The sequence below is a fragment of the Desulfocicer niacini genome (assembly GCF_054657595.1).
Map to the genome: position 1 here is coordinate 38,385 of NZ_BAAHYK010000019.1, position 16,468 is coordinate 54,852.

General features: G+C 48.6%; 13 protein-coding genes. 4 read left to right on the top strand and 9 right to left on the bottom strand.

The features are described from left to right. The first annotated feature begins 9 nt into the window (after positions 1-9). Positions 10-3,324 carry an AAA family ATPase gene (locus ACYQ2M_RS11850; protein WP_459916558.1) on the top strand — a complete coding sequence of 1,105 codons (3,315 nt, stop codon included), beginning with the start codon at positions 10-12 and terminating at the stop codon, positions 3,322-3,324. Between the two features lie 388 nt (positions 3,325-3,712). On the opposite strand, the gene ACYQ2M_RS11855 is transcribed toward ACYQ2M_RS11850, so the two are convergent. The 3 genes from ACYQ2M_RS11855 to ACYQ2M_RS11865 form a co-directional block, all read right to left on the bottom strand. Further along, positions 3,713-5,323, bottom strand: a complete 1,611-nt coding sequence (locus ACYQ2M_RS11855) for an acyl--CoA ligase family protein (RefSeq protein ID WP_459916559.1) — start codon at positions 5,321-5,323, stop codon at positions 3,713-3,715. Between the two features lie 111 nt (positions 5,324-5,434). Beyond that, positions 5,435-6,754: a hypothetical protein gene (locus ACYQ2M_RS11860; protein ID WP_459916560.1), complete on the bottom strand. Its 1,320-nt coding sequence runs from the start codon at positions 6,752-6,754 to the stop codon at positions 5,435-5,437. Between the two features lie 439 nt (positions 6,755-7,193). After that, a complete protein-coding gene (locus tag ACYQ2M_RS11865) occupies positions 7,194-8,900 on the bottom strand; it encodes a YcaO-like family protein (protein WP_459916561.1) in 1,707 nt (568 codons plus the stop codon). A 400-nt stretch (positions 8,901-9,300) separates the two neighbouring features. Here ACYQ2M_RS11865 and ACYQ2M_RS11870 point away from each other — a divergent pair, with 400 nt between their 5' ends. The 3 genes from ACYQ2M_RS11870 to ACYQ2M_RS11880 all read left to right on the top strand — a co-directional run bounded on the left by ACYQ2M_RS11870 (position 9,301) and on the right by ACYQ2M_RS11880 (position 11,879). Then, entirely contained in the window at positions 9,301-9,666 is a 366-nt protein-coding gene (locus tag ACYQ2M_RS11870; protein WP_459916562.1) for a hypothetical protein, read from the top strand. A 17-nt stretch (positions 9,667-9,683) separates the two neighbouring features. Beyond that, entirely contained in the window at positions 9,684-10,655 is a 972-nt protein-coding gene (gene dusB, locus ACYQ2M_RS11875; protein ID WP_459916563.1) for a tRNA dihydrouridine synthase DusB, read from the top strand. A 195-nt stretch (positions 10,656-10,850) separates the two neighbouring features. Further along, a complete protein-coding gene (locus ACYQ2M_RS11880) occupies positions 10,851-11,879 on the top strand; it encodes a hypothetical protein (protein ID WP_459916564.1) in 1,029 nt (342 codons plus the stop codon). Positions 11,880-12,058: 179 nt separating this feature from the next. On the opposite strand, the gene ACYQ2M_RS11885 is transcribed toward ACYQ2M_RS11880, so the two are convergent. From ACYQ2M_RS11885 to hisI, 6 genes are read right to left on the bottom strand one after another with little or no spacing between them, the layout of a single operon-like run. After that, the gene (locus tag ACYQ2M_RS11885) at positions 12,059-12,376 is read right to left on the bottom strand and encodes an HNH endonuclease (protein WP_459916565.1); all 318 of its coding nucleotides are present in this window, start codon (positions 12,374-12,376) and stop codon (positions 12,059-12,061) included. A gap of 3 nt (positions 12,377-12,379) precedes the next feature. Next, entirely contained in the window at positions 12,380-13,276 is an 897-nt protein-coding gene (era, locus tag ACYQ2M_RS11890; RefSeq protein ID WP_459916566.1) for a GTPase Era, read from the bottom strand. After that, entirely contained in the window at positions 13,263-13,946 is a 684-nt protein-coding gene (gene yihA / locus ACYQ2M_RS11895; protein WP_459916567.1) for a ribosome biogenesis GTP-binding protein YihA/YsxC, read from the bottom strand. Before yihA ends, era begins: the two co-directional genes overlap by 14 nt. After that, a complete protein-coding gene (locus tag ACYQ2M_RS11900) occupies positions 13,943-15,109 on the bottom strand; it encodes a pyridoxal phosphate-dependent aminotransferase (protein ID WP_459916568.1) in 1,167 nt (388 codons plus the stop codon). The genes yihA and ACYQ2M_RS11900 overlap by 4 nt, the downstream gene beginning before the upstream one ends. Positions 15,110-15,111: 2 nt before the next feature. Next, on the bottom strand, positions 15,112-15,987 hold the full coding sequence (hisG, locus tag ACYQ2M_RS11905) for an ATP phosphoribosyltransferase (RefSeq protein WP_459916569.1): 876 nt from the start codon (positions 15,985-15,987) through the stop codon (positions 15,112-15,114). Beyond that, entirely contained in the window at positions 15,987-16,364 is a 378-nt protein-coding gene (hisI, locus tag ACYQ2M_RS11910) for a phosphoribosyl-AMP cyclohydrolase (RefSeq protein WP_459916570.1), read from the bottom strand. The genes hisG and hisI overlap by 1 nt, the downstream gene beginning before the upstream one ends. Positions 16,365-16,468 lie beyond the last annotated feature (104 nt).

Sequence of the window (16,468 nt, forward strand, 5' to 3'; positions counted from 1 at the left end):
GGGGGTGCCATGCCAAGGCGGCTGACCAAAGAAAAGACCCATATTCGTCTTCCTGAAACACAGATAAAGCGCATTGATGCCCTGGCAGATTCCTGGTCACATGAGACACGGGCGTTCATGAGGGCCAGGTTGAATCAATATCAGCCCGGTTACCGGGTATTTAAGTGGATGAAAGCTTTTTTTTCGCGACTGTTCTTTCTGCGGCGGAAAAACAGGCGCATGCATGTGTTAAATGATCCGGACATCCTCACGGACTGGAAAAAGCGATTCAAATACTCCGGCGAAACCCATCCGGCAAAGTCCTGGAATAAAATCATTGAAAAAGGATTAACCCCGGCGGAACGAAAATATCTCCTGGCTGTTCTTGACACCCATCTTACGGATATCCATGTGCCCGTGGAGGTGGAAAGCATCATTGAAAAAATATACAGAGCCCATATCAGAAAAGAGTATCTAAGCGGGCAGGATGTGCCCAAGGCCCCCCTGCTGCTGGTGGAGGGATCAAGCGGCAGTGGCAAAACCGCCACGGTGCAGGAAGCCCTGGATAAAATTATTTTCAGGGACGAGGTGGTTCCAAGCATTGACTGGCGGGTTAAACGGGATGAGATCCTCGCCCGGCAAGGAATTTTTACCAGTCTGGAACAGGTGGACCCGGAGTTTGCCATGGCCATTGCCCTGCGACGGGTCCGGCGATTTTATCGACGTCTGTCCAGAATTCCCCTGGTGAACCGCATGTTTAAAAAGAGAATCATGGAAAACCTCACCCACTTTGAAGAGCGGGGTATTGTGGTTGATTATTCCACCATTACTCCCAATGATTACCAGACCGCCTATGCAGGTGAACCCGGCAATCTTTTCAGAAAGGCCATGGGGCATCCACGGGTTACGGCCATCCGCCATGTGGAAGAGGCCCACAGCGCCTTTGGCAAGGCCGAAGCAAGGGAGATGGGGGCTTCCGGCCAGCAGCGTTCCCTTATAGACACCGCCAATATTGTCCTTGATGAGATCATGAGCGGCACAAGGGACTGTTTTATTGTGGCCACCACAGACCAGGCCCATCGGTTTGATCCGTCCATTTATCGGCGTTTTGTGGAAAAAGGCAGAATCATTGATGTGTCTGAGTACTGGATGAACCCCTTAAATTTAAAGCAGATTGTTTTGCTGGAATTGAGACGACATAATCTCACCATGGACGATGGAGGAAAGACCAGCCCCCTGAATTGCACCGTGGAAAAAATCTATGCGGTTTTCCGGGAACGTAGCTTGAAGGTAACCCCGGCCTATGTTCGCAAACTGGTGGAATCGGTGATAGATATGAAATCAGCCTTTGCACCGGAGATGCTGGATGACCCCTTTCTGGTGAGGAGTGCCTTTCAGCTGGTGGCCCGGAATGTGTATGGGGAATTGTATAAAAAAGTGGTGGATCGCATGGACAGAAATGCCCCCTGGGAGGAGTATGTGGGCAACATCAAAGATAAGTTCAGTGAAATGGCTAATAATTGTTTCACCTATGGGGTCAGTGAAGACAAGGGCGTGGTGCTCACAGGTCCCCCGGGAAGTGGTAAAACCTTTCTGGTGCGTACCTGGTTGAGTGAAAGCGAGCATGTCCATGACATTGCCACAAGCCCTGCGGCCCTTCAGGACCCCAGCAACCCCATCCACGGGGTGGTGACCAACCTGGATCGGGTATACGACATTGCCAAAATGATTGCGCCTGCGGTGGTGTTTTTTGATGAAGGGGACTCCCTGGCCCCCCGGCGAAGCCCATCCGGGGGTGCCCCCACCGATGCGGTGACCAATAAGTTTTTAAGCCTCATTGATGGTGAAATTCCCTTGAACAAGGTGTTCACCGTTTTGACTACCAATCGACTGGATATTTTGGACCCGGCCCTGATTCGTTCCAAACGCCTGAAGGTGCTGGAGGTTTCCGGGCATCTCCGGCAAAAGGACATTGCCGATATTATCAAAAAACAGTTTGCCGCCATCAGTCATGGTCGGCAGATTTCCGTGGAACGGATCATTGAAACCGCCCAGGGCATCTGCAATACCCCGGCGGATTTTTCATCCTTTACGGAAAAAGCCATTGCGCTTTGTTCCACCGAATACAAGGTGCTCATGAACTTGAGGGATCTTCAGGATTCATCGGAAATAGATAAAATTAATTTTATTAAATTTAATTTTAAAACCCTCATGGGGATACTGGATGCCATGAACGCGCCGCCTTTGCTCAAGGCGGAAATTAAGGGAGACCCCATTCATTTTGTAAGGCGCTATGCCACCATATTAAAGCTGGCAGAGCGCATAAAAAGTGAAAAAGAGTATCCCATAGGCGAATCCCATCTGGAATCCGCCCGCAAGGAAATTTCCCAGAGTCCTGTGCGTAAGGGCAATGTGCAGCTCAACGAGTTTCTGGAAGCAGAACTCAGCCAGGAACCCCAGGTGGGCTTTATCATCGGGGTGGGTGCCAACGAGATGACGGGCATTCTGTTACCCATTGCCACAAGTTTAACCAGCCGTCTGAAACAGGAACATATTCTGGTGACGGGGGCGGTGTCTTCTCCGGCGGACAGCGCGGCCCAGATGGATCTTGCCGTGCAGATGACAAGGCAGTCGGCAAGGGAGGCCCTGACCATGGTGAAAAATTATCTGCAGGAGCTTTCAGGGGATATTAATATTGCCGGGCTTTTTGAGGATTTTCTCAAACGCTATGCCATTCACCACCAGCTGCTGTCTGCCTCTTACAATGTGGGGGGGCCTTCGGCGGGGTATGCCCTGGCCCTTAATACCCTGTCAGCCTTGTTGAGAATTCCCCTGTGCAATGATTTTGGCATCACCGGCGCTCCCTGGACAAAAGGGGTAAGAAAGGCCGAAGTCGGGGGGTCTGTCATCATCGGCGGTCATCGTAAAAAAACGGAAAAAGTGCTGCTCCATCTGCGGCGCATGTACATGCCTCTGCAGAACTACAAGGACCTGGAACCGGAATTTTTGATGGGGTATTGGGCTGCCGGAAAGGATATCATTGCCGTTACCCATTTTGCGGATCTCATCCCCGAAGTGGCGGCCCTGGGAGGTGAGCAGGATGCAAAACGAAATGCCCTGGTGGAGATGCGTATCCGCATTAAATCCCAGGCCTATCATGGGGTGAAACGCAATCAAGAAATGTTGAAAAAAGAAATTGTCCAGGGGAAAAAAGAACTTAGAGATATACTTGAAATCGAGATTTTAGATCGGCTCCTTGCCATCAAACGATATCTACTGGATGCACATAGAGACCGTTATCTAGCCCATGAAAAAATCTTTGAGATTTATCATCATCCGAAATGATTCGGGTTTTTTTTGTTAGAAAATAAAACTTCCGGGCATCCTCAGCAGAGCCCCCCGATGGGCAATAGGAACCGGCCAATTGAGCCGTCTACGGTTCCGGTCCGGGCACATTGCCCGTCGGGGGACGGCATAATGCCATTTGGCTCCGTGTCTACGACCCATTATTCGTTGTGTCGGCAGGCCGACAAGATCGTTTATATGAAAAGGCCGTCACCCCGGTGATTCTTCGGGGTGACGGTGATAAAAATGATGCCGGGAGGTTTTTCTTTACGGATTTTATGCGTTCCATCCTGCTCATAAATTATGATACCTGAACGATGTGGTACCCAGGCCTAAGCAGGTGGGTGTGAAAAGTGAGGCAGGGAAATCAAGCATAATGTCCCCTGTATCAGTTGACCATGCGTTTACGACCCTTCCACTCTTTTTCTCTGAGTTTGAATTTCTGTATCTTACCGGTGGCAGTTTTTGGAAGCTCACCAAATTCAATGGTTTTGGGGGCCTTGAACCGGGCGATGCGGTCCTTGCAGAAGGCAATAATATCTTCGGCCGAAGGAGTGGTTCCGGGCATGGGAACCACAAATGCCTTGGGTACTTCACCCCATTTTTCATCGGGGACGGGTACCACCGCCACCTCCATGATTTCAGGGTGCTGGTAGAGCACATTTTCCACTTCTACGGTGGAGATATTTTCGCCGCCGCTGATGATGATATCTTTTTTCCGATCCATGATCTGGGCATAGTTGTTGGGATGCATGACGGCCAGATCACCGCTGTGAAACCATCCGCCTTTAAAGGCCTCTTCGGTGGCCTCGGGATCTTTGTAATAGCCCAGCATGACATTGTTGCCCCGCATGACGATTTCTCCGATGGTCTCGCCATCCCTTGGCACCGGTTCCATGGTCTGGGGGTTCACAACATCCATGTACATGGCAACAATATAGGGAACGCCTTGTCGCGCTTTGATCTGGGCTTTCTTTTCCGTCGGCAGATCGTTCCATTTGTTTTGCCACTGGCAAACACTGTGGGGACCGAAAACTTCTGTCAGTCCATAGGTCTGGGTGATATTGGCGCCAATGTTTTCCATATTCTGGATCACCGTGGGAGCCGGGGGTGCACCGGCGGTCATGATTTCCAGGCGGTGACCGAGCGTGAGGTTCTGCTGGGTGGCATAGGTGGACATGCCGATGAGAATGGTGGGGGCCGCGCACAGGTGGGTGACGTTTTTTTTCTCAATCAGGCGATAAATCTCTTCGGGAACGACTTTTCTAAGGCACAGGTTGGTACCGCCCATGGCGGTGATGCCCCAGGTGAAACACCAGCCGTTACAATGAAACATGGGAAGTGTCCATAAATAGGTGGAGTGGCTGTTGACACCGAATTCCAGCTGTTCACCCAGGGCGTTCATGTACGCCCCCCGGTGGTGATACATGACACCCTTGGGACGTCCAGTGGTGCCGGAGGTGTAGTTCATGCTGATGACCTGATATTCGTCATCCACGTCGGGGACCATGGGTTCCGGGGAGCCGGTGCCCAGGAATTCTTCATATTCCATGCCGTCAAGGGGGCTGTCTTCACTGATATCGCAAATGTTGACAAAGGTATGCACCTTGGGGATCTCTTTGATCAGCGGTACCAGCACTTTTGAAAATTCATTGTCCGCAAAAAGGGCCTTGGCATCGGAGTGATCAATAATATAGGTAAGTTCACCGGCGGACAGGCGAATATTGACACTTACCAGGACGGCCCCGATCATGGGAACAGCAAAATGGGCTTCCAGCATGGGGGGGGTATTGGGGCAGATAAAGGCCACCTTGTCGCCTTTGCCGATGCCCACGTTTTTAAGTGCGCTTGCCAGACGATTCACCCGTTGATAAAATTCCGTATAACTGTACTGTTTGTCTTCATATATCACTGCGATTTTATCATCGTATACAGATGCGGCACGACTGATGAAGTGAACAGGGGTAAGGATATCAAAGTAAACGCTTTTATCAGACATATGAATTTTCCTTTTGTAATGAAATAAAAAAGGGGGAGGCGTATACAACCGCCGGTCTGAAACGATCAGACCGGCGGTGTGAATCAATTAAACGCTGAGTGGAAAGTTAAATCAATGACCTTCGTGGGTGTAAAAGGGCCATTTGTGGAAAAACCATTCATTCCACAGCAGTGGAATAATCCACCAGAAGTTCCATATCAGGGATTCACCATGGGTGAATTTGTGTTCCCAGTGGGGATTACCAAGGCCCCATTCGCCCCAGCCGACATAATAGAATACAATGTAGTTGATGGCGCAGAAGACCAGGACACCAAAGGTTCTGAACCAGAAGGCACCCCAGGAGTCTTTGTCCGCCATGGGAACCATATCATCAAAATAGTGGTGCCAGATAAGAAAGGGGATCAGGGTAAAACCGGCGATCTCAGCAGAGTGGTACCATAGGAATCGAAGGAGTTCTGCGTCTTGGGGTTTTGCTTCTTTCAGGTGATGAATGACTTCATGGGGCAGCCACAAAGGAGCAATGCGGATGCAGATAAGTGCCATGATGTAGCCAAGGATGACGTTGATAATAAAGGATACAATGCCTTTCCAGGGCTGGGGCAGGGTGATGATGCTCCAGGGTTTCATGCGCCATACATTGGCGGTCATGAAAAGAATGACGATCATCCATTCCCACCAGCCAAATACCCAGTGAAGATGGGTAAAATCAGCAATACCGCCCCACCAGGGGGTGTTCAGGCCATAGGATGCACCCAGTGCTTTACCAAAAACCAGTCCCCAGAAGGGAACGATGAGAACCGTGTAGAATATCAGTGTCCAGAAGGAGCACCAGGCGATTTCTGTCAATCCTGCCTGGGGCTGGGGAAGGTCACTGGGACGCACGGGCCATTTACCAAATAAAATGGTGACAAAGGGATAGCTGTAAAAACCGATCAACACAAAACAGACCACAGCACTTTCTGCAAAATGTTTGGCTTCCATGGTGGCCAGATCAATTTTGCCGGTAAGGCCCGCAGCCGCCAGGGCTTCCAGGTTACTCTGGCTTAAAAAATTAAAGCCCAGACCCAAAATTTTGTAAAAAACGATGTGGATGATAAACCACACCACTACCAGGTTGACAATGGTTTCAACCAGCCCCCGGGCGGGTTGGGGTAACTTCTCAAAGGGCCAGTCACCCAGAAACATGTGCTGGTAAAGTCCCACCAGGATCATCATGGCAAGGTACATGACAAATGGATAGGGAAAAGAACCCACTGGACCTCTGGGATCACTGAATACGTACCACAATATCCAGGCGATTACCGTGAAACAGACAAACGAAATAATTCCGGTCAAGGGTTGCCCCCAGCGGGCTGTTAATTCGCCTGGAGCCGCTGCTTTTTTTTCTTCTTTGATTGAACTGCCGGATTGAAAAACACCTGCTTCTGCCATACTTTTCTTCCTCCGTTGAATGTTAATAGGGTTCTCCACATTTTAAAATGGTGTGGTTTTCCCCTTTCATCGACGACAACCATAGACTTAAATTATGCCTTTGGGGTGCTGTGATTTTGATGTCAGTCCCCCATGGAAGCACTTGGTCAACCGGGACAGGATTGCACTTATTTAACGATATTCTCGGAATTTTCAGAACAAAAAAGTAATAAAAAAAACTTGAATCTGTGTTTTACATTCGCTCAACGTCTGCTGTTATAAGGAACGCAAGTTACTAAAGAATATTTAAGGATGAAAGTATAATTCACGGGGCTTCATTGAGCGAGCGCTCAATCTTCTACGGAATTTACTTTATCCGCTTGTCTCCTCATTGTCAATAAATTTTTATGGAATCTTGATTTTTATTGTTTTTATTGTATAAGTAGCTGTTATGATATGATTATGTTGTTTGTTTTCCCTGGGCCAGGTAATTCATGAACAGGTCTGGATGAACCCTGGAAAAACGATCAAAATCTCCCATTGTTTCCATTCCTGGAACCATGGCCCGGACCACAGGAATTTGTATGTCCTTTCGGGTTATATCCACGTAACAAGGCGGGGTTTTCCAGGATACGAGCAATGCTTCAAGCAATGCAAGGTCCGACGAGGGACTGCCGGTGGTGAAATCCGGAAGATTTTCATATCCCACCAGTGTATAGTCGCCGCTGAAATCCCGGGAAGGAAGGCTTTCCGGAAACGGGTAAGGGGTTTCTGTCAGGGCGGATATTATGGCTTTGCGGGCATTTAAATGGGCTGCAGTACCCTTGTGAATGACCCCGTCTATGCCCTTTACAAAACACTTGCAGCAGGGAATGCCAGATGGCGGTGTGATGTCCTGGAACAATACATCAATGCCAAGCGAGCGATAGGATTCCAGAAGGGCAGCCAGGCGATCCTCCCGGGCCACCAGACGAAAACAGGTGGCAGGATCAAAGGGAACCGTGCTTTCCTGATGCCTTTCCACTACTTCAAGAAGGGCAGATACTTTAGCCTGATCCAGCGTATTCCCGGAAGCAAGTCCGGTGGAACCCAGTCCGGAAAAAAGATCCACTTCATCAAGATTCAGAAAAAGAAACAGGGCCTGGGCAGGTAGCCACACTTTTTCCGATTCCTGGTGGGAGGGACGAACTGCCTCCACCCAATACAGGGGTTCATCCCGATATTGTACCTCCAGGGCAAGTTCCCGGGGATGTATTATGGTTTTGTCCTGGTTTTCCAGGGTGGAGGCGGAGCCGTAAATCAAAGGAAGTGGGGTTTTTGTCCCCACTACCTGATTGTCGGTCACAGAGACGAAGGCAGCGCATCTTTCCACGATTTCCATGGAAAGTGAGGCCCTGGCATCATCTAATGTCAGGCCCTTGCCATAACTTGTCTGGGTACCGGACAGGTTAAATTGATGACGGCCGTTTTCTGTGCAGGTATTGAATTGCCATTTTCGAAGCAGTGCAATGGGACTTAAGCTGGACTGATGGCGCATTTCCGGCTCCATAAAGACCCCTGCCGATGCTAGTTTTTCCAGGGCCGTTGCCGTGGTTTTTTTTGCTGAACAATTTGTTTGCGTGGTGTCTGAAGAAATATGAAATTTATGGATCTCCTTTATTTCCAGGCCATCTGTTACAGGGGGGCGGCATTCACCGGCACATATAAGGGGCAGTTTGGGTTCTGTTGGCGGGGGAAGCGGCGCATGGTTATTTATATTGTCCCCGAACAATTTAATCCATTGGGCATGAAGTCGTCGGTTGGGTTCCAGCGCCCATCGCAGATGAATAAGAGGGGAATATTCTGCCAGTTCTTTGATGCGCTGTTCAGAAAAATAATCCCTGGCTTTTCCCATGCCGCCTGTCAGCAGAAGTTTTTCACATAGAAGGGCCAGCAAGATCAAATCATTGTGCTGTTTTGCCTGGTGGATATGGGTCTTGATTTTTTCTGATGGAATATCGGAAACAAGATCCAGGGCTGCCCGGTGGAGAAAACTGTCCATGGGAGATTGTTGTAAACGTATTAGTATGTCATCCAGAAGTGAAAGAGCCTGGGGCACTGCCTGGAAATAACCAGCGGCGGCCTGGGTTTTTGTAAGTGTTAAAACATAAGATAGTTTCTGTATCATGGGCGTCCTTTTTGGGTGGGTGATCACAGCGCCGGGTATTAAAAATAGCCGAGGTTGTGATCAATCCCCATTTTTTTATTTTATATGGTGATGGGATGATATCGAAGGGCTTGATTTGCCCATTTTTAGGTTGGGTATATACCACGAGGTCGTATGATAGTTCAAACCCTATGTGTTAATAAGACGTCAACATTAAGTTTTCATCGTGCTGTGCGTCGTTGGGGTTGTTCATTAAACCTGAAATTATGGCCCCACTCCAAAGTGGTCCATGGTGTGACCAAGGCCAAAATTTGAACATTGAGTTAAAGCCGGGCCAGCATTTTATGGTTTTTTTTTATATCATGGTGTGTTATTATAATCGATTTAAAATTAATTTTACTTGAAATGGGGGAATACACCCTTGGAAAATGATATCATATTGATTTACGTCGATGATCAGCCCGTAACCTTCGCACGCATTGAACATATCCGGCCCGATATAAAGAACGGTTGGTTTGTCATTAAACTTTTGATGCTCCAAATTCCTTTGCAGGTGGTCTCCTGGATTCTGAAAGCCGACTATATTAATGGGGACTCTTTTTTTATGAGCGGTCAGAAAATGCGGATGGAAAAGGTCGTCTGCCCTGTTGACGAGGAGTTTTTGGCACTCCAGGAGAAGGATCTCGTGCCGGAGGAGGATTTCCCAGGAAAAAAGGATGAAAAAAAAGGGACGGAAGGGGACGTCTTATCCTTTGCCCGATATCAACAGCTCAGAAACAAAGATTGATTAAACGGGTGTGTGTTATGAAAATAGGTTCCTTGATGTTGCGGGGACACACTGTGCTTGCCCCGCTGGCCGGTGTAACCCATCTTCCCTTTCGCCGCATTGTAAAAAGCTGTGGGGTGTCCCTGGTTTCCTCCGAGATGGTGAGTGCCAAGGGACTTTTGTATGATTCGTCGAAAACAGCTAATCTTCTTAAAACCATTTCTGAAGAAAGACCACTTTCCGTTCAGATTTTTGGCGCAGATGCCCATGCCATGGCCCATGCCGCTGATAGGATAGGCAGTTCCGGCAGGGCCGATATCCTGGATATCAATTTTGGCTGCAGTGTAAAAAAGGTGGTTAAAACCGGCGCTGGCGCGGCTTTGATGAAGGATGCAGGAAATGCTCGGCGGATATTGACGGCTGTGCGAAAGGTGCTTACCATTCCCCTGACAATAAAAATTCGTTCCGGCTGGGATAGCTCCGGTGACCAGGCCCTTGACATTGCCACCATGGCCCAGGATTGCGGTGTGGATGCCATCACCATTCATCCTCGCACTGCGCATCAGGCCTTCCGGGGGACTGCCGACTGGGCCTTAATTCGCAAGTTAAAACAGCGACTTTCCATTCCGGTCATAGGCAATGGCGATATCCTCACAGCCCATGACGGCATACAAATGATGGAGACCACAGGCTGTGATGGGGTGATGGTGGGGCGAGCCGCCATGGGTAATCCATATATTTTCACCCAGATAGAGGCCCTGGCGGCTGGAAAACCACTGGAAATACCTTTGATGGCCGAGCAGTTTGATCTTATGCGACGTCTGGTGGATGCCTGTGTGGATGGATTTGGAGAGGCGGTTGCCTGCCGGATGATGAGAAGTCGTTTGGTATGGTTTGTAAAAGGATGGGACGGATGCAGTCATTTTAGAAGAAATCTTACTGGTATTACCTCCCGTGACCAGGCCCTTGAACTGATTGACGCCTATGAGCACAAGCTTTGCTCTTTTTGATGCGCCATTCAAAAAATCTTGACATAATGGATTAAATTATAGATAAAGAAAGACTTGAGTTTGCAGGGCACCTTTTTTTTGTAAATTTTGGTACCACATCTCTTAAAATAAAAAATCTATTTAGATATCGTTAATGAACACAGAAAAAAACGGCGTATCGCGTCGCGTAAAAAAAGAAGTAAGGAGAGTTTTTATATGAACGATTTTCTTCAGAGCCTCAGGGGAGGACAGAAGGATAAACGCACCCCCAAAACCAGGCGTGGCGTTGACAATAATACAAGCCCACATTATAACCAGCCCCCCAACTATCCGGGAGGGTATCAAAATCCCCGGGGCGGTAATGTGAAACGTGTTACCAGAAGCAATTCTCCTGCAAAATACCCAGTACAGGAGATGGATATTCCCGTGCTGAATGATGATTTTGCAGAAAGGGCGTTGGATGTGCTTGATGGTTTTCTGAAAAACCAGGAGCGGCTTGTGGATATACAGCAGAGACGAATTCTCATAGAGGAACGAAAAGCCGATGCCCTGGAAGAAATTCTAGAATATCTTCGCTCCACCGCCATGGCGGGGGAAAGATTCCAGGATTATTCCACTCCAGATCGGGAGCACGTCTCCGGGACATATCCGGTTGAACCGGGTATGCCGACAGACTGCTGTGAAAAAGAAAATATCGGCAATACAGATGCCCCTTTTCATAAAGGTGTGCGAGATATCAGACAAGGGCATGGGGAATCTGTAATGGGATCATCGCCATGTGAAAATGATCTGCCTGTGGAGCATCTGTCCCAGGAGGACCCTTCAGATCTTTTTCTCCAGGAATCCAAAATTATCTCCCGGGAAAAACCGGTGCCGGAGAAAAGGGCTTTTATTAAAAAAGTAGATTCTTCCAAATCTGAACCTTCCAAAAAAATGCCCCGTGTTACCGGAACAAAGCAGGCTAAAAAAGAAATTAAAGTCATCAAGCGTCCCCGAGCTGATAAGGCAAGGGCGGTACAGCAGCCGATTATAACCCATGAGCCTGTGGCTGCGGCCCCGACTGATGTCGTTGATGGCATTCTGCCCCGGGAAAAAGTGATGCAGATCATTGAGAGTATGCGTGAAAAGGGTGCCACATTTGATCAGGTTGCAAAATATCTGGTGGAGATTAATCAGCCCACATTTTCCGGTCGCGGGGAATGGCATGCTCAGACGGTGCATCGGTTGTGTAATCGCAAAAAATAGCAGTTGCAGTTGCGTCCCATGGCTTATTCCATTGCGCTTTTCAGGGCTGTGGGGCTGTGTTTTTCAGGCCTGATCACAACATTGGTGGCTACCCAAGCCCAAACCAAAGTGGGCCATGTTGTGACCAAGCCTTTCTTTTTTTTCGGGTAGAAGACGAAAAGGGAGGGCAAAAAAAGCCTTTATTGATAACGGGTTTCTGGAACAGAAAGGCTTTTCATGTATGCTTCCCACTCCAGCGGCAGCATCTGTTTCTTTTTTGAGTTGCAGCCCTTGCAGCAGGCAACCACATTTCCCTTGACGGATTTCCCCCCCCTGGCCATGGGGACGATGTGATCCATGGTCAGGGTCTTTGGAGGGAAGGTTTGTCCACAATAATAGCAGACGCCCTGGGATCTCTTTCGCTTCCACCACTGGCTGTTTCGCAGTTCCCTTGCCTTGCTCTTTTCTTTTTTGAGCAAGGTCTCATCTTGGGAAAAGAAGTAGGACATGTCCATCATAAATTAATACCCGAATTCCTTCAGAGCCTTTTCATTTTGGCTCCAGTTTTTATTCACCTTTACAAAGAGTTTCAACAGTACCTTTAAGCCGGTCATACGCTCAATGTCTTTTCTGGCCTGGGTACCGATTTTCTTGAGCATGGCACCCCCCTTGCCGATGATAATGCCCTTCTGTGAATTTCTGTCCACATGGATACTGGCATGGATTTCGATGAGGCTTTTTTCTACCTTGAAAGAATCCACAGACACGGCAATGGAGTAGGGGATTTCCATGCCGGTCAGTCGAAATATTTTTTCCCGGATCATTTCCCCTGCAATGAATTTTTCTGTCATGTCCGTCAGGGTGTCTTCGGGAAAAAGCCGGGCTCCCCTGGGCAGATGCCCCTCAAGTTCGGAAAGCAGCGCGTCCATGTGGGTGCCATTTTTTGCGGATATGGGGATAATTGCCTTGAAATCTAGCAGGGGGGAATATTTTTCAATGAGTGGCAGTACCCTGTTTTTTTCAATACGGTCAATTTTGTTAAGCGCCAGAAGAATCGGTTTGCCCGTTTTTGCAAGTTGTTCAATGATGAGGGTATGGGATTCTTTTTTGCCGGAGGTGACATCCACCAAAAGAAGAATGGCATCCACATCCTGAACGGCGGCAAGGGCCTGATCCACAATTTTGCGATTGAGAAGTGAGCTGGCTTTATGAATCCCCGGGGTATCCATGAACACCATCTGGGCCTGGGGACGTTCCACCACCCCCAGTATCCTGTCTCTGGTGGTCTGGGGTTTTTTTGAGGTGATGGATATTTTCTGGCCGATGATCTGGTTTAACAGGGTGGACTTGCCAGCATTGGGGGCACCGATAATGGCAATGAACCCCGATCTGAAATCGCTGTTTTCAGCTGTTTCCATTTGTGTCTCCTTGTTCTGTTCTGCAAGATTCCCCGGGAATGGTCTGGGATGACAAAGGTTCTGCAAGGCCTTCTTCTTTCGGGGACTCAGGGGAGATAAGGGCGGTTATTTCGTTGAGGACAATGTCTTTTCCCTGTCTGGTTTTGGATGAAAAGGCAATGAGCGCCTCCCTTTGTCTTTCCAGTTTACGACTTAAAATTGCCAGGCGCTGCTGCTGTTTGGTTCGGGATAGTTTGTCGGCCTTGGTCAGGACAGTAAGAAAGGGAATATGACGTTTTCCAAACCAGTCCATCAATTCAAACTCTTCTTTGCCGGGATCTCTTCTGATATCAATGAGCAGGATTACCCCCATGAGATTGTTTCTGACGGAAAGGTATTTGTCCACCATGGGGCCCCACTGGGCCCGAACGGTTTTGGAAACCTTGGCATACCCATATCCCGGCAGATCCACAAAGGAGATTCCTTCGTTGATGGTAAAAAAATTTATCAACTGGGTACACCCCGGCTTTGAGCTGGTTTTAACCAGGTTTTTACGGTTCACCAGGGTGTTGATCAGTGAGGATTTGCCCACATTGGATCTTCCGGCAAAGGCAATTTCCGGAAAAACAGGTTCCGTGAACTGGGCGGGTTTGGTGGCGCTTTTAATGAATTCGGCCTGTTTGATAATCATGAGGATTCCTTGAAATAGGTCTCCAGGCGATCCAGTCCCTCTTTTAAATTTTCCATGGAATTGGCATAGGAAAAGCGAAGATATCCTTCACCGTTGGCACCAAAGTCAATGCCCGGGGTCACACCCACATGAGCCTTGTCAAGGATGTCAAAGGCCAGGGCATAGGAGTCCATGGAGATGTGTTTTGCATTGGCAAATACATAAAAAGCGCCTGTGGGTTCCACTGATATTCCAAGGCCCATGGCCTTGATGCGTTTTATCATGTATTTGCGGCGTTCATCGTACTTTTCTTTCATGGCCCGGGTTTCTTCATGGGCATCTGTCAGGGCAGCTGCGCCGGCAATCTGCATCAACGAATTGGCCGAGATGAAAAAATTTTGCTGAAGAATCTGCAGGGGGCGGATGAAATATTCCGGTGCAATGAGATATCCCAGGCGCAGGCCGGTCATGGCAAAGCGTTTGGAAAATCCGTTGAACACAAAAGCGTCATCAGTGATCTCCAGAATGGAGTGTTCTCCGCCTTCGTAAACCAGGCCGTGGTAAATTTCATCGGAGATAATGCAGATGTCTCTTTTTTCGGCCAGGTCATGGATCTGTCTCATGCGATCAAGGCTGATGACCTGGCCTGTGGGGTTGGATGGTGAGTTTATCAGGATGGCCCTTGTTTTGTCTGTGATTTTTTCCTCAATGGCTTCGGGGGTGTACTGAAACCCCTGGCTCTCAAACACCGGAACGTTCACCGGTACCCCCTGGGCAAAGCGGATGAAATTGGGATAACAGGCATAGTGGGGGTCTGAAATAATGACCTCATCGCCGGGGTTGAGCAGGGCGGAAAAAAGCATGAGCATGGCGGGGGATGTGCCCGATGAAATAATGATTCTGCCGGGGTCCACAGTCACACCATATCGCTCTTGGTAATGATCCCCAATGGCCCGGCGCAGGCGGATATCCCCCAGGCTGTGGGTATACCCGGTTTCATTGCAGGAGAACGCCCTAGCTGTGGCAGTCTGAACACATTCCGGGATGTTGCAGTCGGGTTCTCCCACTTCCATGTGAATCACATTTATACCGTTTCGTTCCATTTCATGAATTTTTTCAAGAATTTCCATGACAATAAACGGGGTAATTTCCCGGGTTCTCCGGGCCGCCTTGATGGGTTTCATTTTTACAGTACCTTGTTCAGGGGGTATTCAATTATGCCTTCTGCACCTTCCCGGATGAGTTCCGGAATAAGATCTCTGGTGACACCGGCGTCCACAATACTCTCAACGGAGAACCAGTTTGACTGGTAAATGGATGCCACGGTGGGCCCATTTAGGCTGGGCAGCAGGGCAATTATTTTTTCCATTTTGTCTTCCGGGACATTCATTTTAAGTCCCACAAGTTTATCTGCCACAAGGGCACTCTGGAGGAGCAGGGCAATCTGTTCAATTTTTTTTCGTTTTACCGGATTTTCCCAAGCTTTTTTGTTGGCAATAAGCTGGGTGTTGGTCTGCATGATTTCGTGAATCACCTTGAGATTATGTGCCCGGATGGTGCTTTCGGTTTCGGTGATTTCCACAATGGCATCGGCAAGGCCTGAAACAATTTTCGCCTCGGTGGCCCCCCAGGAAAATTTGACATTGACATCAATGTTACGTTTCTTGAAAAAACGACGGGTGAACTGAACCAGTTCCGTGGAAATGGTTTTGCCCTGGAGGTCTTCCAGGGCCTTCATGGGGGAATCTCCGGCAACGGCAACAACCCACCGTGCAGGTCTGGCACTGACCTTGGAATAGACAAGGTCGGACACCACATGGACATCGGACTGGTGCTCTGCAATCCAGTCCTTTCCTGTCAGGCCGGCATCAATGACACCGCTTTCCACATTAATGGACATCTCTTGGGCGCGGCACAATGCGCACTCAATGGAATCATCATTGATGTCCGGAAAATAACTTCTGCCGTTTATGTTGATTTTCCAGCCGCTGCGACGAAAAAGGGCCACAGTGGCCTCCTGAAGGCTTCCCTTGGGAATGCCCAGTTTTAGAATGTTTTTCATTATTTATATACCTTTTTGGGATCAAATATGATGGGTTCGACAATCTCAATGGTGTCTTTATCACTTATTTTTCTAAAAAAACAGCTGCGATACCCTTTATGACAGGCTGCCCCTCCCTTCTGCTCCACCTTTAGCAGCACCGTGTCGTTATCGCAGTCAATTCGGATCTCCTTGACAATTTGCTCGTGACCGGATGTTTCACCCTTTTTCCACAGAGATTGGCGTGATCGACTGTAATAAGTGGCCATGCCCGAAGCAAGGGTTTCTTTCCATGATGCCTCATTCATGTATGCCAGCATCAGGACGTCACCTGTTTCAAAATCCTGGGCAATGGCAGGGATAAGACCACCGGTTTTTTTGAAATCAAGCTCTATCATCAGAGTCTCTCCTTTATTCTGGTTCATAAAACCTTTATTCTTAACTTTTTACCCGGAAGATGTCAAACTTTTTTCATATTCTGCAAGCGGTTTCCATAGGCTTG